Raw genomic sequence first — 21,979 nt, 5'->3', positions numbered from 1 at the left:
ACGAAGAAACAAGGACGAGCTTTGCCGTGGCCGGCAGCGGTCTCACAAGCGCGTGCGTTTGGTTGATTTCTCAGACAAGATGTGCTGCTTGTCGCGCCCATGAAAAAGCTCTGCCTGATGGTCCTCGCCTCGCTGGCGCTGGCCTGGCCGGCCAAGGCGATGGACAACGCACTTCGCGCCGGCCTGCTGAAACTCGATCCGGAGACTCGTCTCGAGCAGCGTTGCGACGCCGAGGTGCTCGACCGGATCAGCCACGACGATCACAAATTCAAGGCCGACCGCGTGGTGGCCTATGCCTTCGCCACCCCGCAGATGAGCGCCGACGCGATCAGGAGCCCCGGCGCCGCTTTTCGCAGCAAGGGTCAGTGGTACCGGCTGAAGTTCAAGTGCCAGACGGCGCCCGACCACATGCAGGTGCTGCAATTCCGCTACAAGATCGGCGACGAGATCCCGGAAACCGACTGGGCAAAATACAATCTTTATGATTGACCGGTCGGCCACGATCGGCCGGACCCGAACCAAGCCTTCCCGGCTGCAAAATCCATATGAATTCCGGTGGAACAAGGCGATGCGCAAGCGCTTGCTCCCGCTGGTTCTCTTGACGCGCGGGAGCCATACACGTTAGGGCGTCGGGATATTCGACGACCGGCACTCGGCGAACAGCAAAGGGCTTCCAGACGATGGATATTTTCAGCGCCGCAAGCCTGAGCGCCCTTCTTCAGGTCATCGCGATCGATCTGGTGCTTGCGGGCGACAATGCCATCGTCATCGGGCTGGCGGCCGCCGGCCTGCCCTCTGAGCAGCGCAAGAAGGCGATCCTGATCGGCGTATTGGCGGCCACGGTGCTGCGCATCCTGTTCGCAGCGGTCACGGTCAAGCTGCTGGCCATTGTCGGTCTGTTGCTCGCCGGCGGCATCCTGTTGTTGTGGGTATGCTGGAAGATGTATCGCGAGCTGCGAACCTCGCACGCCGACGAGCAGGAAGCGACGGAGGCGCTGGCCAATTCCGATCTCGACAGCGACAAGTCGATCGCCAAGGGCCCGCGCAAGACACTTGGCCAGGCGGCGCTGCAGATCGTTATCGCGGACGTGTCGATGTCGCTGGACAACGTGCTGGCCGTCGCCGGCGCGGCGCGGGATCATTTCTGGGTGCTGGTCATCGGGCTCGTGCTTTCGATCGGCTTGATGGGCCTTGCCGCGAGCTTCATTGCCCGGCTGCTGCACCGTTACCGCTGGATCGCCTATGTCGGCCTGCTGATCATCCTCTATGTCGCGCTCGACATGGTCTACCGCGGCGCGATGGAAGTCTGGCCGCACGTCAACAACGCAGTGAGCTGACGCCGCCTCCTGGCGCAGGCTTCGGCCGGCCGGTGAGCCGGCGCTTCGCATTGCGTATTGCCGCAGCAGGGACCAGCCCATACCAATGCCGCAATTAGTGTGATATTGCGCCGCCGATCCCGAAAGCCTGGAAAATCTTATGTCTGCCCCTCGTGTCAGTTTCGTCAGCCTTGGATGCCCGAAGGCGCTCGTCGATTCCGAGCGCATCATCACGCGGCTGCGCGCCGAAGGTTACGAGATCGCCCGCAAGCATGACGGGGCGGATCTTGTCGTCGTCAACACCTGCGGTTTCCTCGATTCCGCGCGCGACGAGTCGCTCAACGCGATCGGCTCCGCCCTTTCGGAAAACGGCCGCGTCATCGTCACCGGCTGCCTCGGCGCCGAGCCGGAGGTCATCCGCGAGAAGCACCCCAATGTGCTGGCGATCACCGGTCCGCAGGCCTATGAGAGCGTGATGGCGGCGGTGCATGAGGCCGCGCCCCCCAGCCATGATCCCTATGTCGATCTCCTGCCGCCGCAAGGCGTGAAGCTCACGCCGCGCCATTACGCCTATCTGAAGATTTCCGAAGGCTGCAACAACCGCTGCACCTTCTGCATCATCCCGGCGCTGCGCGGCGACCTCGTCTCGCGGCCGGCGGCCGATGTGCTGCGCGAGGCCGAAAAGCTCGCCAGGGCCGGCGTCAAGGAGATCCTCGTCATCTCGCAGGACACCAGCGCCTACGGCATCGACATCAAATACCAGACGAGCCTGTTCGGCGATCGCGAAGTGCGGGCAAAATTCCTCGACCTCGCCGAGGAGCTTGGCAAGCTCGGCATCTGGATCCGCATGCATTATGTGTACCCCTACCCGCATGTCGCCGACGTCATCCCGCTGATGGCGGAGGGGAAAATTCTTCCCTATCTCGATATCCCCTTCCAACATGCCTCGCCGCAGGTGCTGAAGAACATGCGCCGCCCCGCCCATGGCGAAAAGACGCTGGAGCGCATCCGCGGCTGGCGCGAGGTCTGCCCGGATCTCGCCATCCGTTCGACCTTCATTGTCGGTTTTCCGGGCGAAACCGAAGACGATTTCCAGATGTTGCTCGACTGGCTGGACGAGGCAAAGATCGACCGCGCCGGCTGCTTCAAATACGAACCGGTCAAGGGCGCGCGCTCCAACGATCTCGGCCTCGAGCAAGTGCCCCAGGAGATCAAGGAAGCGCGCTGGCGCCGCTTCATGCAGCGCCAGCAGAAGATCTCGGCAACGCAGCTGACCAGGAAGGTCGGCAAGCGCCTGCCGGTGCTGATCGACGAAGCGCACGGCACCTCGGCCAAGGGCCGCACCAGATATGACGCGCCGGAAATCGACGGCTCCGTGCACATCCAGTCGCGGCGCCCGCTACGTGCCGGCGAGATCGTCACGGTCAAGATCGACCGCGCCGACGCCTATGACCTCTACGGCTCGGCGGTCTGATGGCCGCGCGAGAGCAGGCATCCTCCCATGAAAAAGGGCGCCTTCTGGCGCCCTTGGACTAGTGCGTTTCACCGTTTCACGGAAACGGCGAAACGCCCTATCTCCTTGTTTTTACGCAATTCCGGACGGAAAACCGCTCACGCTTTTCCTGGAATTGCTCTAACGGCTCTCGGCCTCAGCAGCTCGTCAGAGTCTCGTCGCCTCGATCGCTGCCAGGGAACGGTCGATCACCTGATCGAGAGTCTTGTCGAGGCGCGTGCCCGTTGCGATCGCCGACAGCCGAGCGGCAAATCCCAGATGGTAGTCGACGAACCACTCGGGGCGCGGCTCCGGCTCCGGCGGAAATGGGCCCCACCACGGCGGAAGCTTCGGTATCTTCGGCCGCGTGGGGCACCAGTCGTCAAGGTCGCTCAACACCGCCTTCATATCGAGCCCGCCTCGCTCGGCCACCCAAGCGGAGCGGACAAACTCGTCGGCAACCGCGGCGCCAAGTTCATGCGGCGGCAGCGGCTGTGGATTGAGGGCGACGCGCGCAAACCCGCCCTGCGGTCCGTGCGGAATGACATCGTAAATGGCCGGAATGCGCTTCCCGATGATTGCCAAAAGCTTTTTATTCAATTGCATAAGACCTCCTTCTGCAGGCGCTTGTCACGCCCGCCGCTTTCGTTCGATCTGCCCGAGCAACATGGAAGTAGAGGTCGTTGACGTATGTGAAAATTATCACGAACCGGCCACAGATATTGTACCGGCAGCATGAGGATATGGAATTCTGCAAAAATGAAGTGAGGCAGGCGTCAAATACTTGGCGCGCCCATGATCTCTCGCCAACCGAGCAAAGCGGGACGCGCTCCTGGCCGAGTCAAAAAGTCGAAGGGCGCCGCAAGGCGCCCTCCGTGTTCGAAAGTTTTCGCTGCCTATTGCGGCAGCTTGTCGTCGATGCCTTTGACATAGAAGTTCATGCCGAGCAGCGTGCCGTCGTCGGCAACCTCGCCGTCCTTCAGCCAGGGCGAGCCGTCCTGCTTGGACACCGGGCCGGTGAAGGGGTTCCAGCCGTCGGCGATCTTCTTCGTGGTCGCCTCGGCCATGGCCTTGACGTCGTCGGGCATGTTGGTGAAGGGCGCAAGCTTCACCGCGCCGTCCTTGATGCCAAGCCAGACATTGTCCGGCTTCCAGGTGCCGTCGAGCGCCGCCTGAACGCGGCTGATGTAGTACGGGCCCCATTCGTCCGTCAGCGAGGTCAAGGCCGCATTCGGCGCGAACTTGATCATGTCGGACGACTGGCCGAAGCCGTGCAGCTTGCGCTCCTCGGCGACCTGCAGCGCGGCGGTCGAGTCGGTGTGCTGGACGATGATGTCGGCGCCCTGATCGAACAGCGCCTTGGCGGCATCGGCTTCCTTGCCCGGGTCGAACCAGGAGTTCACCCACACGATCTTGACCTTGAAGTCGGGATTGACCGACTGCGCGCCGAGGATGAAGGAGTTGATGCCCATCACCACTTCGGGGATCGGGAAGGAGACTATGTAGCCGGCAAGGCCCTTCTTCGATTCCTTGGCCGCGATCTGGCCGAGCACATAGCGCCCTTCATAGAAACGCGCGTTGTAGATGCCGAGATTGTCGCCGGTCTTGTAGCCGGTGGCATGCTCGAACATCACCTTGGGAAACTTCTTGGCGACCTTCACCTCGGCGTCCATGAAGCCGAAGGAGGTGCCGAAGATGATCTTGCACTTCTCGCGCGCCAGGCGCTCGAAGGCGCGGTCGGCGTCGGGGCCTTCCGAGACGTTCTCGAGATAAGCGGTCTCGACCTTGTCGCCGAGCGCCTTTTCCACCTCGAGGCGGCCCTGGTCGTGCTGGTAGGAGTAGCCGAAGTCCCCGATCGGGCCGGTATAGACCCAGCAGGCCTTCAGCTTGCCTGCCGCCTCGGCGGTCGCCGCCAGCGACAGGGCCGCAGCCGTGGTCATAAGGGCAATAAGCAGTTTTTTCATCGTGTTACCTCTCTGAATTAAGCCTTGGAGCTTCCCGTCTTTTTGTTGTCGTCAACGATCCGGAACGAACGGCTGCCCCAACGAAGCCGGCGTGTTCATCATCGTCAGACGCTTGTTGCGCGAGATTAGAACGAGAACCACGATGGTTGCCAGATAGGGCAGCGAAGAAAGAAACTGCGAAGGCACAGGAATGCCAAAAGCCTGTGCATGAAGCTGGCCGATCCACACCGCGCCGAAGATGTAGGCGCCGGCCAGCACCCGCCACGGACGCCAGGACGCGAACACCACCAGCGCCAGCGCGATCCAGCCGCGGCCCGCGCTCATGTTCTCGACCCATTGCGGCGTGTAGACCAGCGACAGATGCCCGCCGGCAAGACCGGCGCAGGCGCCGCCGAAGATCACCGCAAGGTAGCGGTAGCGGATGACCTTGATGCCCAGCGCATGCGCCGAAGAGTGGCTGTCGCCGATCGAGCGCAGCGTCAGGCCGGTCCGCGTCCTGAACAGGAACCACATCACCGCGGCGGTAAGCGCGATCGAGATGTAGAACAGGGGATCCTGGCCGAAGATCAGCCTGCCGACGACCGGGATCGAGCTCAGGCCCGGGATGTCGAGGTTCGGCAGCCTGACGCCCGGCTGGCCGACGAAGCTGGTGCCGATCATGCCGGAGAGACCAAGACCAAGCAGCGTGAGCGACAGGCCGGTGGCCACCTGGTTGGTGGCCAAGGACAGCGTCATGACGGCGAAGAGCAGCGAAAACAGCGCACCGACGATGATCGCGGCAAGCAGGCCGATCCAGGGCGAACCGGTGAGATAGCCGGCGCCGAAGCCGCCGACCGCGCCCATGATCATCATGCCCTCGACGCCGAGGTTAAGCACGCCGGAGCGCTCGACCACGAGCTCGCCGATCGCCGCGATCAAGAGCGGCGTCGCCGCCGTCGCGATGGTCAAAAGGATGTTGACGGTGATGTCCATCAGCGTGCCTCCTCCAGCTTGGGCGCCGCCTCGAGTTTCGGCGCGGCAAAGCCGATCAGACGAATGCGGTAGTGGATGAGCGTGTCGCAGCCGAGCACGAAGAACAAAAGCATGCCCTGGAACACGCGCGCCACCTTGTCGGAGATGCCGAGCGCGCTCTGCACCGCCTCGCCGCCCAGATAGGTCAGCGCCAGCACCAGGCCCGCGGCGACGATGCCCAGCGGATTGAGTCGGCCGAGGAAGGCGACAATGATGGCGGTGAAGCCGTAGCCGGGCGAGATCACCGGCTGCAGCTGGCCGATGGCGCCGGACACCTCCGAGATGCCGGCAAGGCCGGCCAATGCGCCGGACAGCAGGAAGGTGAAGAACACCATCTTGTTGAAGCCGAAGCCGGCGAAGCGCCCTGCCCTCGGGCTCGAGCCCAGCACGCGGACCTCAAAACCCTTCAGCATGCGGCTCATCATCAGCCAGATCGCTATCGCCGCGACGAGCGCGAAGACGAAGCCCCAGTTGGCGCGGCCGGCATCCGGCATCAGCTCCGGCAGGACAGCCGAGTCGCCGAACTGGATGGTCTGCGGGAAGCCGTGGCCCTGCGGGTCCCGCCAGGGTCCGCGCACCAGCCAGTCGAGGAAGAGCTGCGCGACATAGACCAGCATCAGGCTGGTCAGGATCTCGTTGGTGCTGAAACGGGTCTTTAACAGCGCCGGGATCGCCGCATAAAGCGCGCCGCCGACCATGCCGAGCAACAGCATCAGCGGCAGCACCAGCGGGCCCTCGAATTGTGGGAACAGTACCGGGATGATCGAGCCGAAGATGCCGCCCAGGATGAACTGCCCCTCGGCGCCGATATTCCAGATGTTGGCCTTGTAGCAGACCGACAGGCCGACCGCGATCAGGATGAGCGGCGCCGCCTTGATGGCCAGCTCATGCAGCTGCCAGACCTCGCTCACCGGCTGGATGAAGTAGATGTTGAAGGCATCGAGCGGATTGACGCCGAGCAAGGCGAACATGATGCCGCCGGCAATCATCGTCAGCGCGAAGGCGATGAAGGGTGAGAGCACCGAAAACAGCGCCGAGCGCTGCGGGCGTTTGACCAGTTCGAGGCGCATCATGCCGTCTCCATGGTGTGTTCGGCGTGGCCGGGCTCGGCGCCGCCCATCAACAGGCCGATCTTCTCGAAAGTGGCCTCGGCGATGGGCAGTGGCGCCGACAGTTCGCCGTTGTGCATGACCGCGATCGCGTCCGAGAGTTCGAACAATTCGTCGAGGTCCTGGCTGATGACCAGAACCGCCGAGCCGCTGCGGGCAAGCTCGATCAGCGCCTGACGGATATGGGCGGCGGCACCGGCATCGACGCCCCAGGTCGGCTGGTTGACGACCATCACGCTCGGCTTGCGGTCGAGCTCGCGGCCGACGATGAATTTCTGCAGGTTGCCGCCGGAGAGCGCCGCCGCCTCAGGATCGGGCGCGCTCTTGCGCACGTCCATCGCGGCGATGATGCGCTGGGCGGCGCTGTAGACCGAACCGTTCTTGACCATGCCGCCGGAGCCGACGAAGGACCTGCCGTCGGTGGCATGGCGCGAGAGCAGCAGGTTCTCAGAGAGCTTCATGCGCGGCGCCGCGCCATGGCCGAGGCGTTCCTCCGGCACGAAGGCGGCGCCCATCAGCCGACGGCCCGTGATCGAGAGCCCGCCGGCATCCTTGCCGCGGATGCGCACCGAACCGGAATCCTGCTGCAGCACCTCGCCGGAGACGGCTTCGAAGAACTCGCCCTGGCCGTTGCCGGCGACACCGGCGATGCCGATCACCTCACCGGCGCGCACGGAAAGATTGACGTTCCTGAGCGGGATGGCGAAGGGCGTCGCGGGCTTGCGGGTAAGGCCGCGGATTTCGAGCAGCGCCGGCGCGGTCTCGATGCCTTCGGCCGGCGCGCGCACCACCGCCTTGACCTCGTTGCCGACCATCATGCGGGCGAGCGATGCGGCCGTCTCCTGCCGCGGATTGCAGTGGCCCACAACCTTGCCGTGGCGCAGCACGGTGGCGCGGTCGCAGATGCGTTTGACCTCTTCCAGCCGATGCGAGATGTAGAGGATCGACTTGCCTTCCGCGCGCAGCCGCTCCAGCGTCTCGAACAGCTTGTCGGCTTCCTGCGGCGTCAGCACCGAGGTCGGCTCGTCGAGGATGATGAGTTGCGGCGTCTGCAACAGACAGCGGATGATCTCGATGCGCTGGCGCTCGCCGACGGAAAGATCGCCGACCAGCGATTCCGGATCGAGCGGCAGGCCGTAGCTGTAGGAGAGCGCCCGCGCCTTCGCGGCGATGGTGCTGATCGGCGAGCCGTCGTTCAGCGAAAGCGCGATGTTCTCGGCCGCTGTCAACGCTTCGAACAGCGAGAAATGCTGGAAGACCATGCCGATGCCGAGCTTCTTGGCGACACCGGGGCTGGTGATGCTGACAGCCTTGCCGTCCCAGAAGATCTCGCCCGAGTTCGGTTCCAGCGAGCCGAACAGCATCTTGACCAGTGTCGACTTGCCGGCGCCGTTCTCGCCAAGTAGCGCGTGGATCTCGCCCCTCGCGATGTTGAGATCGATGTGATCGCACGCCGTCAGCGTGCCGAAGATCTTCGTAAGGCCACGAACCTCGAGCAGGTTCGCCCTGTCATGATTTGCACTCACAGTGCCTCCCATCCAGTCACCCGGATATGTTCTGTGTTCCCGCAAGCATGGTATGCGCGGCCGGCTCCCGCCGGAAAGCGGCACCCAACTTGAAAGAGCTTCAAGAATTCCAGCGGAAACTCAAGACCTAAGATAGACCTATTGAGAGTGCAGAAAAGACTGTTTGGCTTTTCGGCCAAGCCCCTGCCTGTGCGCACGGCAAGGGATTGAAAAACAAGGTAGCCGGCTCAAAGCATGTCTCCCGAAAGTGGGAACCGGTTTCGGGACGAAGACATGCTTGAAATCAAGATCAAAGCGCATGGAGCGAACCTGAAAGGTCGCGACGCGCTTAGGGAATGAGGACGGTTGTGCCGGTCGTCTTGCGGCCCTCGAGATCGGACTGCGCCTTTGCCGCATCCTTCAGCCCATAGCGCTGGTTGATCTTGATCTCGACGGCGCCGCTCAGCACCACATCGAAGAGCGCCTCAGCCGATGCCACCAGATCCTCGCGCCTGGCGTTGTAGACGAAGAGCGTCGGGCGGGTTGCGTAGAGCGAGCCCTTCTGCGCCAGGAGCGACATCGAGAAAGGCGGGATCGGCCCCGACGACTGGCCGAAGCTGACGAACATACCAAGTGGCCTCAGGCAGTCGAGCGAAGCGGGAAAAGTGTCGTTGCCGACGGAATCGTAGACGACGTCGCACTTCTTGCCGCCGGTGATGGCCGCGACGCCGGCGACGAAATCCTGCTCCGTGTAGTTGATGACATGGTCGAAACCGTGCGCCTTGGCGAGCTCGATCTTGTCGGCGGAACTCGCCGTGCCGATCACGGTCGCGCCGAGGTGCTTTGCCCACTGGCCGAGGATCAGGCCGACGCCGCCGGCCGCGGCGTGATAAAGGATCGTGTCGCCAGCCTTCACCTTGTACGTCCGGCGCAGCAGATATTCCGCCGTCATGCCTTTCAGCATCATCGCCGCCGCCTGCTCGTCGCTGATGCCGTCAGGCACCTTCACCACGCGGTCGGCGGCAATCACACGTTCCTCGGAATATGCGCCGACATTGACGGCGTAGGCGATGCGGTCGCCGGGCTTCAGCCAGTCGACTTCGGCGCCGACGGCCAGCACCACGCCGGCCGCCTCGCCGCCCGGGATCAGCGGGAACCCGCCGGGTGGCGGATAGAGACCCGAGCGGTGATAGACGTCGATGAAGTTGAGGCCGATCGCAGTGTGCCTGATCAGGATCTGCCCGGCGCCCGGCTGGCCGGGATCGGCATCTTCATAGGCCAGGACTTCGGGGCCGCCATGGGCGTGAATGCGGATTGCCTTGGACATCGCTCAACTCTCTCGGGAAAGGGCAGAAGCAGGATCTGGAGCATGATCCTGAAAGGTGAGAACCGGATTTCGGAAAAGATCATGCACCAACAAAAAGTTAGGTCAGGATTTCTTGCCGCCAAGATTGGGGAACATCTGCATGATACCCCCGATGCAGGCGAGATAGAGGCCAGTGACCGTGATACCGGCCTTGGTGAAGATGCTGACCTGCTCGCTCAGAACTCCGATCTTGTCGTAAAAGGCGGCAAGCGCCGCCTGCGCCAGCGCAAGCGCGCCGAAGGCGCACCACAAAAGCGTCATGCCGAGATTGATCGGCCTGAGCCGGACCACGCGCACGGGATGGATGAAGTTGATAGGCACGAAGGTAAGGACGCCGGCGACCACCACCACGGCGAACGAAACCCACTGCCCCGGCTCGATGACAAAGAGCGTGAACACCACCATGTTCCAGACGACCGGGAACCCCTTGAAGAAGTTCTCCTTCGTCTTCATGCCGGTGTCGGCATAATAGATCGCGCTCGACACCACGATGATGGCCGCCGACAGGAACGACAGCCGCTCGCCCATCAAACCGCGCTGGTAGAGCGCGAAGGCCGGGATGAGCACATAGGTCACATAGTCGATGATGTTGTCGAGCAATTCGCCAGACCATGTCGGCAGGATTTCCTTGACCTCCAGTTTTCGCGCGATCGGGCCGTCGATGCCGTCGACGAAAAGCGCCAGCCCCAGCCACCAGAACATCGCCGTCCAGCGCTCCTCGCTGGCCGCGACCAGGGACAGGAAGGCGAGGAACGAACCGGACGCGGTGAGCAGGTGCACCGAAAAGGCGCGCGCCTGCGGCCATGTCACTTTCTTCTTCGGCAGCGGAATCCGCTCGGCGATTTTCTTGGCCGCTTTCCGGGCCGCTGTGTTCTTGCTCACGGGCCCCGCCAATCCAGCTTGCAGATCTCGGCCGAGCGGCCGGCGAAATTCCAGTTGCGGCCGAAGGCGCGCATCTTGCTCTTGTCGGACTTCGCCACGATGATTTCCGGCGCGATCCAGTATTCGGAATTGGTGATCACCGTATCCTTCTCGCGGTCCTTGCCGGGTATCGGCGTCACCGCGCCGTCGATGATCTTCGGTATCTGGAAGACTCGCGTTCTGTCACGCGTCTCATAGCTTATCGGCACCTGCTCGACGCCGAGGAATTTGCCGACCAGGATCGACAGCAGCGACGTCGTGCCGCCGGCCTTGCCGGTGAAGATCTTGGTCAGCGCCTTCACCGCATAGACCGAAGCGCGCTTGTCGATGAACAGGCCGGCGGTCCAGTTGCCGCGGCTCATATAGCCAGGGATTTCCATGATCAGCCCGAGATTGAGACCGGAGAGGTCGACCTCGCCGAAATGGCCGGCGTCGATGCGGAATCCGGCCCAGGTCTGGCAATAACCCTCGGTCGGCGGGTGGCTGCCGAGCGACAGAACGCAGGGGCAGAAAACCGTGCAATTGCAGGAGAGCACCAGCTCTCCCTTCATCGCCCAGCTTTGATCCGTCATCGAATTCTCCCCTTACGCCGAAACTAATAGCAGGGCGCCGGCCCACACAAGCAGTATCGCACCGGCAACCCGGCTGGCCACCCTGCCGGCGGTCTGTTTTTCGATCAGGGTGAACAGCCCGATCAGCGCCATCCAGAAGACATTCATCGCGCCGACGGCGAACATCACCAGCATCAGCGCCCAGCAGCAGCCGAGGCACCAGACGCCCTGCTCCATCCCCAGGCGAAGGATGCGCCCCGGTTTCGCGCTCCAGTTGGCGAACAGGATCGAAAACGGGTTTCGGCATTTCTTCAGGCACGCCTGCTTCAAGCCGCTGAATTGATAGAGACCGGCCATCGTAAGCGCGGCTGCCCCGGCAAGCCCGACGACCGGATCGAGCACCTGCCCCGACGCAAAGCCATGAACCCCGAGCGTCAGCGCGGCGAACGCTACAGACGCACCCAGCCAGGTCGCGAGATATCCCGCCACCAAAACAAGAGGGTGGACAACGGGCTCGCCCTTGATCCGGGCGGTGTCCGCAATCTCGCAATAGGTGCGGATCATCGGCACCGCCGAAGGCAGCATCGCCGCCACCGCCATCAGGAACCACATCAGGACGAACGCCCACATCTGCGCGCCGGCCGAGCCCGCAAGCGGAGCCGGCGCAAGGCACAAAGCGAAAAGGCGATCGAAAAAATCCGGCAGCGGCAGTCGCGGCAGATCCTTCAGCAGCGTATCGCCAGGGGCGCCGCCGGCGAGGCGGCTTTCGGCGCCGCGGATGGCCATGGCGGCAAGGATGAACCAGGCCAGCACGATGCCTGCGCCGATGGTGAGCGTCACGGCAAGGCGCGGGCTCCGCGCGAGCCCCGCCGCGACGCGGCCGGCGCGGTCGAGATGGCTGAAATCGTGCTCCTGGCCGGTCATGGCAATCGAATGGGCCGAATCGCCGCGTTGATCAAGCCCGCCGATCTGCCCTATATCGCATGGAGGCCGATGGCCGCCCCATCAACGTGGAAGCCCGGCGTGCAGCAGAACGACAAAGCCCGCATATTGGTTGCCGGCAGCGGTCCGGCCGGCCTGATCGCGGCGCTCGGCTTCGCCGAGGCGGGTTTTGCCGTGACGCTGGCAGGTCCTGAGGTCACGACCAGCGACGGCCGCACCACTGCCCTCATGAATCCTTCGCTGAAAGTCCTCGAGCGGCTCGGCGTGCTGGATGGGCTCAGGCCGCATGCGGCGCCGTTGAAGGTGATGCGCATTGTCGATGCGACGCGCCGGCTGATCCGCAGCCCGACCGTCACCTTCCGCGCCAGCGAGATCGGCGAGGAGCAGTTCGGCCTCAATCTGCCGAACAATATCCTGATCCCGGCGTTGGCCAAGGCCGTTGCCGCGCACGCCGGCATCGAGTGGCGAAAGTCGATGGTCGAGACGTGGCGGCTCGAGGCCGACCAGGCGCACGCCATACTGGCTGACGGCAGCGAGGCCTCCGCGTCGCTGGCTGTCGCCGCCGACGGACGCCTGTCGCCGGCGCGCGAAGCCGCCGGCATCAAGGCCTCCGCGCGGCCCTACCCTCAGTCGGCGCTCGTTCTCAATTTCAGCCATCGCAGCGAACACGGCTTCATCTCGACCGAATTCCACACCGAGACCGGGCCGTTCACCCAGGTGCCGCTGCCGGGCAAGCGCTCCAGCCTGGTCTGGGTGGTAAAGCCGGAGACGGCAAAGGAACTCGCAGCACTCGACGATGCCACCTTGTCCGTCAGGGTCGAGGAGCAGATGCAATCGATGCTCGGCCGCGTTTCGGTCGAGCCCGGCCGCCAGGTCTATCCGCTGTCGGCCGCCTCGCCCGGCCGTTTCGCGCAAAACCGTGTGGCGCTCGTCGGCGAAGCCGCCCACGTCTTCCCGCCGATCGGCGCGCAGGGCCTCAACCTTGGTATCAGGGACATCGACGATCTGATTGGAATCGCCAGCGAAAACCGCGACGATCCGGGCTCAAGGCTGTGCCTCGCAGCCTATGACACAAGGCGCCGTCCCGATATCCTGGCGCGCAGCAGTGCGGTGAACCTGCTCAACATGTCGCTGCTGTCCGACATGTTGCCGGCGCAGCTGGCGCGCAGCGCCGGCCTCAACGTGCTGGGCAGCTTCGCGCCGCTGCGCGCCTTCTTCATGCGAGAAGGCCTGCGGCCCGGCAGCGGTTTTCGGGCGCTCGCCGGTGGCTTCAGGAAACAGGCCGCGCGCTAAGGCGACAAATGTGGACTTCGCGCTTTCCGGTCGCGAAACCATTGCATTCGCCGGTCCGTAGTTTGGCCATAAGGCGGCGTTGCGGCATTTGAATTGGGGCAACGTCTGCGCCAATGGTACCAAGTCGAAAGTCGGGGTCGATTTTTGGCTGCGTGACGTGTAAATTCAAGACCTTAGGCGCCGTGCGCGCAAGCCGCTGACGGCGCCTCGGGTCGAGTGCATGACCGCGAAAATCGGAATCGATTTTCGAAAAGGATCATGTGCAAAAGCAAAGCGCTACAGCGTCCTTTGCGCGTCAAAAAGGACGCGCGGCGCTGTAGATGGTGAGTGCGATGAAAACGGCCAAATTCGCGATCGGACAGGTGGTTCGCCACCGGCTGTTTCCCTTCCGTGGCGTGATCTTCGACGTCGATCCGCAATTCGCCAACACCGAGGAATGGTACGAAGCCATTCCCGCGGAAATGCGTCCGCGCAAGGACCAGCCTTTCTATCACCTCCTCGCCGAGAATTCCGAGACCGAGTACATCGCCTACGTGTCCGAGCAGAACCTGCTTGAGGACCGGTCGGGCGAGCCGGTGCGGCATCCGCAGATCGGCGAGATGTTCGACAAGCTGCCCGACGGGCGTTACGAGCCGAAGCGCCACTCGAAGCACTGAAAGGCTGAACAGCAGGCAACAAAAAAGCGGGGCAATCGCCCCGCTTCTTTCATGCTGGAGAAACCGCTCCGGCGATCAGTTGGCGGTCTTCGCCTTGTCCTGCTCTTCCTTGAGCTTCTTGGCGAAGTCCTGATTGTTCTTGGCGACGAAGTCCTGCAGCTTCTTCTGCCGGTCCTCGATGTCCGACTGCTGCAGCGGCGGGCCGTCATAGGCGCCGCTGAAGCCGGTCAGCGCAACCTTGATCGGGTTCGGCTGGTTCTGGAAATTGACCGAGGTGAGCGTGATCTGCTGGCCCTTCTTGAAGGACGCGACAAGCTGGTCGGTCAGCGGCACTTCGGCCACGCAGCGATCCGGGAAGCAGATCACATAGTCGAGCTTCTGCGCCTTGCCGGCATCGATCTGCAGGCCGATGCCCGGAGGAACGAGGCGGCCGGTCGGGACCGTGACCTGGAACACCTTGCGGTTCACCTTGCCCTTGAGCTCGATCAGGCTGACGCCGGTGACGAGCTGGCCATTGCCGGCGGTGACGATGTTCTGCACGTTGCAGATGTCGACGTCTTCCTGCTTGGTGCAGGCCTTGAACCAGCCCTGCGGAATCTGCGGCTGCTGCTGTGCCGAAGCGGTGAAAAGCCCGGCGCCCAGGACACCGACCACGCCTGCGGCCAGCACCGAAAGGCGATACGCGTTGCTCGTCATATGGTGCACTTTCCTCTCAAATGATCCCGGGGACCGGCTTCTTGCTGCCGTGTGGTCCCGCTACCTGTTGCCCAAATGAGGCAACAGCATGACTTCGGAGCGCGTGTTACACTGCCAGCGACGCCGAATCCAGCCCGGTTTCCGGGATTTCTTCCAGGTTTCTCCTCGCTGAACGAAGCTCGATTTGCGATGCACCGGCTGAACCCGGTTTCCACCGGCGCGCGCCGATTCAATCGGGGGGCGAAATGCTCTAGGGTGCGTGTCGAATCACCAAGCTGCCCGGCAAGGAGACGGTCATGGACCGCGTTCTCGTTCGGCTCATCGCCGCGACCTCGTTTCTGGCCCTCTCGCTGCTTCCGGCTTTGTCGGAACCGAGGCACGGCATCGCCATGCAGGGCGAACCGGCGCTGCCTGCGGACTATCAGCATTTCGACTACGTCAATCCAGATGCGCCGAAGGGCGGCAACGTCACCTATTGCGTCGTCGGCAGTTTCGACAATCTCAATCCTTTCATCCTGAAGAGCTTGCGCACCACCGCGCGCGGCATGATCGACACGGTCTACGGCAACCTCGTCTTCGAGCCGCTGATGCAGCGCAATTACAACGAGCCGTTCAGCCTCTATGGCCTGCTCGCCGACAGCGCCGACATGGATCCGGAACGCAAGAGCATCGAGTTTCATCTCAATCCGAATGCCAAATGGTCGGATGGCCAGCCGGTGACGCCGGAGGACGTGCTGTTCACCTACGATGTCTTCACCGACAGCGGCCGCCCTCCCTACAGCGACCGCATGAGCATGATCGCCAAGCTGGAGAAGACCGGCGACCACAGCGTGAAATTCACCTTCAACGACAAGGCCAATCGCGAATTTCCGCTGATCATCGCGCTGACGCCGATCATCCCCGAGCACGCCTTCGACAAGGACACTTTCGACAAGACCACGTTGAAACCGCTGATCGGCAGCGGCCCCTACACGGTAGACAAGGTGCAACCCGGCCAGCGCATCGTCTTCAAGCGCAATCCCGATTACTGGGGCAAGGACATCCCCTCGAAGCGCGGCTTCGACAATTTCGACCGGATCACCATCGAGTATTTCCTCAACGCCAACGCCAAGACGGAAGCCTTCAAGAAAGGCATCTGCGCCCTCGACGACGAGACCGATCCGGTCAAGCGCGACCGCGATATCGACTTCCCGGCCTTCCGCAAGGGCGATGTGAAGCAGGAATATTTCGACACGGGCATTCCGCCCGTGGTGACGGGATTCCTGTTCAACACCAGGCTGCCGAAGTTTTCCAATCCGCTCGTGCGGCGCGCGCTCGGCATGCTCTACGACTTCGAGTGGGCGAACAAGAACCTGTTCGCCGGCAAGTTCAACCGCACCATGAGCTTCTGGCAGAACTCCGATCTCTCCGCGCTCGGCCATCCTGCCGACGATCGCGAGAAGGCGCTCCTTGCCCCCTACCCCGGCCGCGTGCCGGTCGAGGTGATGGACGGCACCTGGCGGCCGCCGGTCACCGACGGGTCCGGCCAGGACCGCAAGGTGTTGCGAGCAGCCTTCGAACTCCTGAAAGGCGCCGGCTATCGAGTGGAGGACGGCAGAATGCTCGATCCTCAAGGCAATCCCTTCGGCTTCGAAATCCTGACGTCGTCGCAGGACGAGGAGCGGCTTGCAGCCCTTTATCAGCGCACGCTGGAGAAGATCGGCATCGACGTCACCATCCGCGGCCTCGACGGAGATCAGATCCAGTCGCGCAAGCAGCGGTTCGACTTCGAGGTCCTCATCGGCACGAGCGGCTTCAACAATTCGCTGTCGCCCGGCAGCGAGCAGGTCGGGCGTTGGGGATCTGTCGCGGCCAAGCAGGAGGGTTCATTCAACCTGGCGGGCGTGGCCGATCCCGCGATCGACGCGGCGATCAACGCGATGCTGAATGCCCGCGTCAAGGAAGACTATGTCGCCGCAGTGCGCGTTCTCGACCGGCTGCTCATCTCCGGCAACTACATCGTGCCGATGCAATACAACACGCAGCAGTGGCTCGCTTACTGGGGCTATCTGGAACATCCGCAAAAGACCCCCATATTTGGCTATCAGCTGCCGACATGGTGGCGAAAGCCCAACTGACGAAACCCCACCCTGACACGGATCAAGCAGGAGACGAGCATGAGTGCCGAGAACTCCATCACTGTCGATGTGGTGTCCGATGTGGTCTGCCCCTGGTGCTTCATCGGCCAGAAGCGGCTGGACATGGCGATCGCAGCTGCCGGCGATATCGACGTGCATGTGCGCTGGCGGCCGTTTCAGCTCGATCCAACCATTCCGCAAGGCGGCATGGATCGCCGCGAATACATGCTGGGCAAATTCGGCAGCGAGGAGCGCATCCGCCAGATCCATGCGCGCATCGAACCGCTCGGCGAAGCGGAAGGCATCCATTTCGCCTTCGGCGCCATCAAGGTCGCGCCTAACACGCTGGACGCGCACCGCGTCATCCGCTGGGCGGGCGCCGCCGGCGAGGACGTGCAGAACCGCCTGGTGCGCCGGCTCTTCCAGCTGAATTTCGAGGAAGGCGCCAATCTCGGCGACCATGCCGTGTTGGTCGAGGCGGCCAGCGAGGCCGGCATGGACGCTTCGGTGGTCGAGACGCTGCTGCCGACCGACGCCGATGTCGAGGCCGTGCGCAACGAGATCGCCACCGCCTCGCGCATGGGCATCACCGGCGTGCCCTGCTTCCTGCTCGAAGGCAAATACGCCGTGATGGGCGCGCAGGACGCTGACACGCTTGCCGACGCTATCCGCCAGGTCGCCCAGGCCAAGGCGCGCGGCGAGCTCGAAATCGCGGGTTAAGACTATTTCACCGTCACCTTCGCCTTGCTGACGAAGAAGCCGTGGCCGCTGCTGCTCGTGCAGGTCAATCCCTTCTTCGACGACAGGCAAGTGAATGACCCCTTGCTCCAGCTGTTGCCGTAGCCAAGCTTGGTCACATCGCCGCAGCAGCCCTGCTCGCCGGGGTTCTTGATAAGCGTCGCCGGCCCTTTCGGCCCCAGGATCACCGTCACGTAGCTCGGCTCGACACGGGAACAGGAAAGCTCCGGTCCGCCGTCCTGCGGCTGGTAGGTGCTGGTGCCGCCCTTCGGCGTGTAGATGCAGCCGATATTGCCGGACGGCGTGTTGAATTCGATCTGGCCTTCCGCGTCGGCTGGAATGGTCTGATTGCCGGCATGTGCCTGCGGCAGCCAGGCGAACACTGCGAGCATCGCGGCCGAAAACATCCGTATAGACATCGTTGATCCCCCCTCTATGCGAAGCCGCGCAGATTCGACCTCTGGGGGACAAAATTGTCAACGCCAGCCCATCGCCCCGGTCGGGCCCGTCCGCTTCAGCGGCAGCGCGGCAATCGACAAACACGATTCGCCACCAAAGCTATTTCCGGAAATTTCGCAGCGCTGGAAGAGGTGATTCAGGGGTGCCCGAACGAGACTGGGAGCGGGCTGCTTTTGGGTCCGTGCATTCCCCTCCGGTCGCTAAAACGGCGGACCGGCATGTCATTTCCATTCACAAACCCGTGTTTTTGCTTTCCCCAGGGGAAAGCCGCACCGGACTCCGGGTCCCTGCCCCAACCAACTGAAATAAAAAATAGAATCCGCGCCACGAGCCCCCGACCGGCGAGGCGGTTCTGTTGCCCTCGCGCCACGCCGGGTAACCGTGTTCACATTCGGTGGCAGAAAATTAATGGAAAATGATCAATTGGTGTTACCATGTGTAACAAAACAAGAAAGGTTTGGGCGGGATCGTGATTCGGGTCGGCAGACCGCGACGTACAGTACCGGAGCAAACATTCGGCGAGGCGGCAAAGTCCTCGCCCCTGACGCCGGTATCGTCGATGCGTACTTTCTGGGGGCTGATGCGGGCCTACTGGTTCTCCGACCGCTGGAAGGAAGCCTGGACCCTCACCCTCGTCATCGCGCTGCTGACGGCGCTCTCCAGCAAGGCCGGCGTGTGGTTTGCCATGGCATCGGGCGAACTGGTCAACTCGATCGCCTTCTTCCACGATGCCGCCAACACCAATCCGTTGCAGTCGCTGCTGACTGATGCCGGCATATTGGTGCTGCTGGTGGTGCTCAAGGACGCCGGCTTCACCGGCGTGCGCAACCTTGTTTCGACGACGTTGCACCGCAAATGGCGCGGCTGGCTGAACAGCCAGTTCAACCGGGCGCTGCTCGACGGCAACCATACCCATTTCCATGCCCAGCATGGCTCGGTGGCCGGCGGCATCGTCGCCCCTGACAACATCGACCAGCGCATCCAGGAATCGATCAAGGACATGACCGGCGGCGCGATCGGTCTCGCCATGGGCGTTCTGGGTGTGGCGACCTCGCTCTATTTCGTCGGCGAAAACCTCATCGGAGCCTCGGTGGAGGTCAAAGGGCTGGAGTTTCTTGGCAGCTATGGCAGCGCCGTACTGGCCTTCCTGGCGGTCGCCACCTATGTGCCGCTCAATACCTGGATCGCGGTCAAGCTCGGCGGGCTGCTTGAACGTCTGAACATACGCATGCAGCAGGCCGAGGGCAGCTATCGCGGCGAATTGATCACCTTCCTGCGCCGCAGCTTCCACGTCGCCGCTTCGCATGGCGAGGATGTGCAGAAGTCGATGCACGACAAGCTTTATGTCGACATCGACAAGACCTGGGGAAGGCTGAACGTCGTCAACACAAGCTACACTTCATTCGAGCTGATCTATAACTTCATCGGTGCCCGTATCGTCGCCTATGGACCCGGTCTCGTGCCGTTCATCCACAACGGCTTCGACCTCAAAGGTTACATCACCGGCTCCGAAATGGTCGCCCAGCTGATCAGCCAGTGTTCGTGGTTCATCCATGTCATGCCGGCGATCGCGACGCTCCGGGCCAACAGCCAGCGCGTGACCGAGCTCGCCAACGCCATCGAGAACGTCCAGCAGCCGCAGGAATTCTATCGCCAGACCGGTCGCTCGGACTTCAGCTACGCCGCGCAAAATCCTGTCTTCGGCCTGACCATCCAGAAGCTGGAGCTGGCGCATCAGGGCGAGGACGCGACGCCCTTCCTCAGCGCCGCCAACCTGCGCTTCCGTCGCGGCGAATGGACATTTCTCAAAGGCGAGTCCGGCTGCGGCAAGACCTCGCTGATCAAGGCGATCAACGGCCTGTGGCCCTATGGCCGCGGCACAATCGTCTTCCCGGAAGGGGTAACGAGCTTCTACGCCGCCCAGGAGGTCAAGCTGCAGCAGGTGTCGCTGAAGCAATTGGTCTGCCTGCCGGGCTCGGAGAACGATCACGCCGACATGCATGTGGCGGCGGCGCTCCACAAAGCCGGCCTCGGCGAATTCATCGGGCATCTGACCGATGAGAGCCGCGAGGGCAAGATTTGGGATCAGGTCCTGTCCGGCGGCCAGAAGCAGAAGCTGGTGGTCGCCCGCATCATCCTGCAGCAGCCCGGACTATTGTTCCTCGACGAGGCGACCGGCGCGCTCGATCCCGACGGCAAGATCGCCTTCCACGAAGCGATCAAGGCCAATTGTCCCGATGTCACGGTAATCAGCGTGATGCACGAGGCCGTGCCGCCGCGGTCGCTCTCCGGTGAAGAATTCTACCACAGCGTCGTCGCGATCGCCGATGGCGTCGCAACCAAGAAGCCGCTGGCCCCCGCCCTGCCGCGCGAGCTCACGACCATCCTCGCGCAGCCCCGGCCGGCCGAGGATAAGTGGCTGCGCTTCCGGCGGCTGAAGCAGAAATAGCAGTCATACCAAGCCTTTGATCGGCCGCCACGATGTCGCGATGGCGGCCCTCGATCACAGTCTCGCGAGCCGGCGTCCCTTCGCTCATTTTCCGCACTCTCCGCGATTGACTCGGCAAAACGCGCTCCTATGTTGCGCCCGCTCGCAGAATTCAGTTCTCGAAACCGCGAGCAGAAAGGTCAACCCGCCATGCCTGGCGACAGTCACAGTCGAACGCAACCGCCGTCCGCCTTGACGTGACCTGACGGCTCACGTCCTGCCGGACGGCAAGGAGTGAGCCATGAACGAATTCGCACCCGTATTGGACGACGAAGCGGTCGCCGTCGCCCGTGTTCTTGCCAACGATCACGTCGCCGATTCTCGGCTATCCTGAAGAGAGCGCCGCCTCGATCATGACGACGGAGTTCGTCAGCGTGCCTTCGGACTGGACCGTCGGCCGCACGCTCGACTACATCCGCAAGGTCGAGCGCACCCGCGAGACCGTCTATGCGATCTACATCACCGATCCGGAGACGCAGCTTCTGCTGCGGGCGACGGGCCTGCGCAGGCTGATTACCGGCGAGCCGGAGGACTCGATCCTGTCGGTGGCGCCGGACCGCGTGCCGGTGACGGTCACGCCGCTGACCGATCGCGAAACGCTGGCGCAGACGATCTCCAAATACGACCTGCTCGCGGTGCCGGTTGTGGATCAGGGCAAGATCCTCGGCATCGTGAGCATCGACGACATCATCGACACGATGGTCGAGGAAACGACCGAAGACGTGCATCGTTTCGGCGGCATGGAAGCGCTGGACGAGCCCTATATGAAGATGGGCTTCCTCGCCATGATCCAGAAGCGGGCCGGCTGGCTCTGCGCATTGTTCCTCAGCGAGATGCTGACGGCGAACGCAATGCAGAGCTATGAAGGCGAGTTGGAGAAGGCGATCGTGCTCACCCTCTTCATCCCGCTGATCATGAGCTCGGGCGGCAATTCCGGCTCGCAGGCGACCTCGCTGGTGATCCGCGCGCTGGCGCTGCGCGAGATCGGCCTTCGCGACTGGTGGCGTGTCGCCTTGCGCGAGCTGCCGACAGGTTTGGTGCTCGGCTCGATCCTCGGCATGGTCGGCATCTCCCGCATCGCGCTCTGGCAGTATTTCGGCTTCTACGACTATGGCCCGCACTGGGTGCTGATCGCGGCGACCGTGGGAGCGGCGCTGATCGGTATCGTCACCTTCGGCTCGCTGTCGGGTTCGATGCTGCCTTTCGCGCTGAAGCGCATCGGCTTCGACCCGGCCAGCGCCTCGGCGCCGTTTGTCGCCACGCTGGTCGACGTCACCGGGCTGGTCATCTACTTCTCGGTGGCGCTGGTGATCCTGCGCGGCACCTTGCTTTAAAACCCTGGCCTCACCGTCGCC

General features: G+C 63.1%; 19 protein-coding genes and 1 pseudogene. 9 read left to right on the top strand and 11 right to left on the bottom strand.

Going from position 1 to position 21,979, the window contains the following annotated elements; all coding sequences use genetic code 11:
* The first annotated feature begins 81 nt into the window (after nt 1–81).
* The 3 genes from EJ067_RS33080 to rimO all read left to right on the top strand — a co-directional run bounded on the left by EJ067_RS33080 (nt 82) and on the right by rimO (nt 2,790).
* Entirely contained in the window at nt 82–489 is a 408-nt protein-coding gene (locus EJ067_RS33080) for a DUF930 domain-containing protein (RefSeq protein WP_189510237.1), read from the top strand.
* A 191-nt stretch (nt 490–680) separates the two neighbouring features.
* Entirely contained in the window at nt 681–1,337 is a 657-nt protein-coding gene (locus EJ067_RS33075; protein ID WP_126089258.1) for a TerC family protein, read from the top strand.
* A gap of 139 nt (nt 1,338–1,476) precedes the next feature.
* Nucleotides 1,477–2,790, top strand: a complete 1,314-nt coding sequence (gene rimO / locus EJ067_RS33070; RefSeq protein ID WP_126089257.1) for a 30S ribosomal protein S12 methylthiotransferase RimO — start codon at nt 1,477–1,479, stop codon at nt 2,788–2,790.
* Between the two features lie 186 nt (nt 2,791–2,976).
* Here rimO and EJ067_RS33065 read toward each other — a convergent pair whose 3' ends face one another.
* From EJ067_RS33065 to EJ067_RS33025, 9 genes are all read right to left on the bottom strand, one after another.
* Nucleotides 2,977–3,414: a hypothetical protein gene (locus EJ067_RS33065; protein WP_126089256.1), complete on the bottom strand. Its 438-nt coding sequence runs from the start codon at nt 3,412–3,414 to the stop codon at nt 2,977–2,979.
* A gap of 290 nt (nt 3,415–3,704) precedes the next feature.
* Nucleotides 3,705–4,772, bottom strand: coding sequence for a BMP family ABC transporter substrate-binding protein (locus EJ067_RS33060; RefSeq protein WP_126089255.1), 1,068 nt, complete (start codon nt 4,770–4,772; stop codon nt 3,705–3,707).
* A gap of 51 nt (nt 4,773–4,823) precedes the next feature.
* Complete coding sequence (locus tag EJ067_RS33055; RefSeq protein WP_126089254.1) at nt 4,824–5,744, bottom strand: ABC transporter permease; 921 nt, start codon at nt 5,742–5,744, stop codon at nt 4,824–4,826.
* Nucleotides 5,744–6,856, bottom strand: coding sequence for an ABC transporter permease (locus tag EJ067_RS33050; protein ID WP_126089253.1), 1,113 nt, complete (start codon nt 6,854–6,856; stop codon nt 5,744–5,746). The genes EJ067_RS33055 and EJ067_RS33050 overlap by 1 nt, the downstream gene beginning before the upstream one ends.
* Nucleotides 6,853–8,430 (bottom strand): ABC transporter ATP-binding protein, encoded by a 1,578-nt coding sequence (locus EJ067_RS33045; protein WP_189510234.1) that lies wholly within the window; start codon nt 8,428–8,430, stop codon nt 6,853–6,855. Before EJ067_RS33045 ends, EJ067_RS33050 begins: the two co-directional genes overlap by 4 nt.
* A gap of 316 nt (nt 8,431–8,746) precedes the next feature.
* A complete protein-coding gene (locus EJ067_RS33040) occupies nt 8,747–9,724 on the bottom strand; it encodes a quinone oxidoreductase (protein ID WP_126089251.1) in 978 nt (325 codons plus the stop codon).
* A gap of 102 nt (nt 9,725–9,826) precedes the next feature.
* Nucleotides 9,827–10,645 carry a phosphatidylcholine synthase gene (gene pcsA / locus EJ067_RS33035; RefSeq protein WP_126089250.1) on the bottom strand — a complete coding sequence of 273 codons (819 nt, stop codon included), beginning with the start codon at nt 10,643–10,645 and terminating at the stop codon, nt 9,827–9,829.
* Complete coding sequence (locus EJ067_RS33030; RefSeq protein ID WP_126089249.1) at nt 10,642–11,256, bottom strand: DUF1326 domain-containing protein; 615 nt, start codon at nt 11,254–11,256, stop codon at nt 10,642–10,644. The genes pcsA and EJ067_RS33030 overlap by 4 nt, the downstream gene beginning before the upstream one ends.
* A 12-nt stretch (nt 11,257–11,268) precedes the next feature.
* Nucleotides 11,269–12,159 (bottom strand): DUF2182 domain-containing protein, encoded by an 891-nt coding sequence (locus EJ067_RS33025; protein WP_126089248.1) that lies wholly within the window; start codon nt 12,157–12,159, stop codon nt 11,269–11,271.
* Between the two features lie 99 nt (nt 12,160–12,258).
* On the opposite strand from EJ067_RS33025, the gene EJ067_RS33020 reads away from it, so the two are divergent.
* Nucleotides 12,259–13,470: a UbiH/UbiF family hydroxylase gene (locus EJ067_RS33020; protein ID WP_245468369.1), complete on the top strand. Its 1,212-nt coding sequence runs from the start codon at nt 12,259–12,261 to the stop codon at nt 13,468–13,470.
* Nucleotides 13,471–13,802: 332 nt separating this feature from the next.
* Nucleotides 13,803–14,126, top strand: a complete 324-nt coding sequence (gene hspQ / locus EJ067_RS33015) for a heat shock protein HspQ (protein ID WP_168247349.1) — start codon at nt 13,803–13,805, stop codon at nt 14,124–14,126.
* Between the two features lie 75 nt (nt 14,127–14,201).
* On the opposite strand, the gene EJ067_RS33010 is transcribed toward hspQ, so the two are convergent.
* A complete protein-coding gene (locus tag EJ067_RS33010) occupies nt 14,202–14,831 on the bottom strand; it encodes an invasion associated locus B family protein (protein WP_124997412.1) in 630 nt (209 codons plus the stop codon).
* A 287-nt stretch (nt 14,832–15,118) separates the two neighbouring features.
* Here EJ067_RS33010 and EJ067_RS33005 point away from each other — a divergent pair, with 287 nt between their 5' ends.
* Both EJ067_RS33005 and EJ067_RS33000 read left to right on the top strand, forming a co-directional pair.
* Nucleotides 15,119–16,939 carry an extracellular solute-binding protein gene (locus EJ067_RS33005; protein WP_126089246.1) on the top strand — a complete coding sequence of 607 codons (1,821 nt, stop codon included), beginning with the start codon at nt 15,119–15,121 and terminating at the stop codon, nt 16,937–16,939.
* 39 nt (nt 16,940–16,978) lie between these two features.
* Entirely contained in the window at nt 16,979–17,659 is a 681-nt protein-coding gene (locus EJ067_RS33000) for a DsbA family protein (RefSeq protein WP_126089245.1), read from the top strand.
* Nucleotides 17,660–17,661: 2 nt separating this feature from the next.
* Here EJ067_RS33000 and EJ067_RS32995 read toward each other — a convergent pair whose 3' ends face one another.
* Nucleotides 17,662–18,096: a hypothetical protein gene (locus EJ067_RS32995; protein ID WP_245468102.1), complete on the bottom strand. Its 435-nt coding sequence runs from the start codon at nt 18,094–18,096 to the stop codon at nt 17,662–17,664.
* 599 nt (nt 18,097–18,695) lie between these two features.
* Between EJ067_RS32995 and EJ067_RS32990 the strand changes: the two genes are divergently transcribed.
* Both EJ067_RS32990 and mgtE read left to right on the top strand, forming a co-directional pair.
* The gene (locus EJ067_RS32990) at nt 18,696–20,585 is read left to right on the top strand and encodes an ABC transporter ATP-binding protein/permease (protein ID WP_189510230.1); all 1,890 of its coding nucleotides are present in this window, start codon (nt 18,696–18,698) and stop codon (nt 20,583–20,585) included.
* 356 nt (nt 20,586–20,941) lie between these two features.
* Nucleotides 20,942–21,958: pseudogene (gene mgtE / locus EJ067_RS32985) on the top strand (magnesium transporter); the annotation flags it as partial.
* Nucleotides 21,959–21,979 lie beyond the last annotated feature (21 nt).

This window comes from Mesorhizobium sp. M1D.F.Ca.ET.043.01.1.1, assembly GCF_003952385.1.
Classification (GTDB): domain Bacteria; phylum Pseudomonadota; class Alphaproteobacteria; order Rhizobiales; family Rhizobiaceae; genus Mesorhizobium.
The sequence above is the reverse complement of the archived record's forward strand: the minus strand, read 5'-3'. Positions and strand labels throughout refer to the sequence as shown.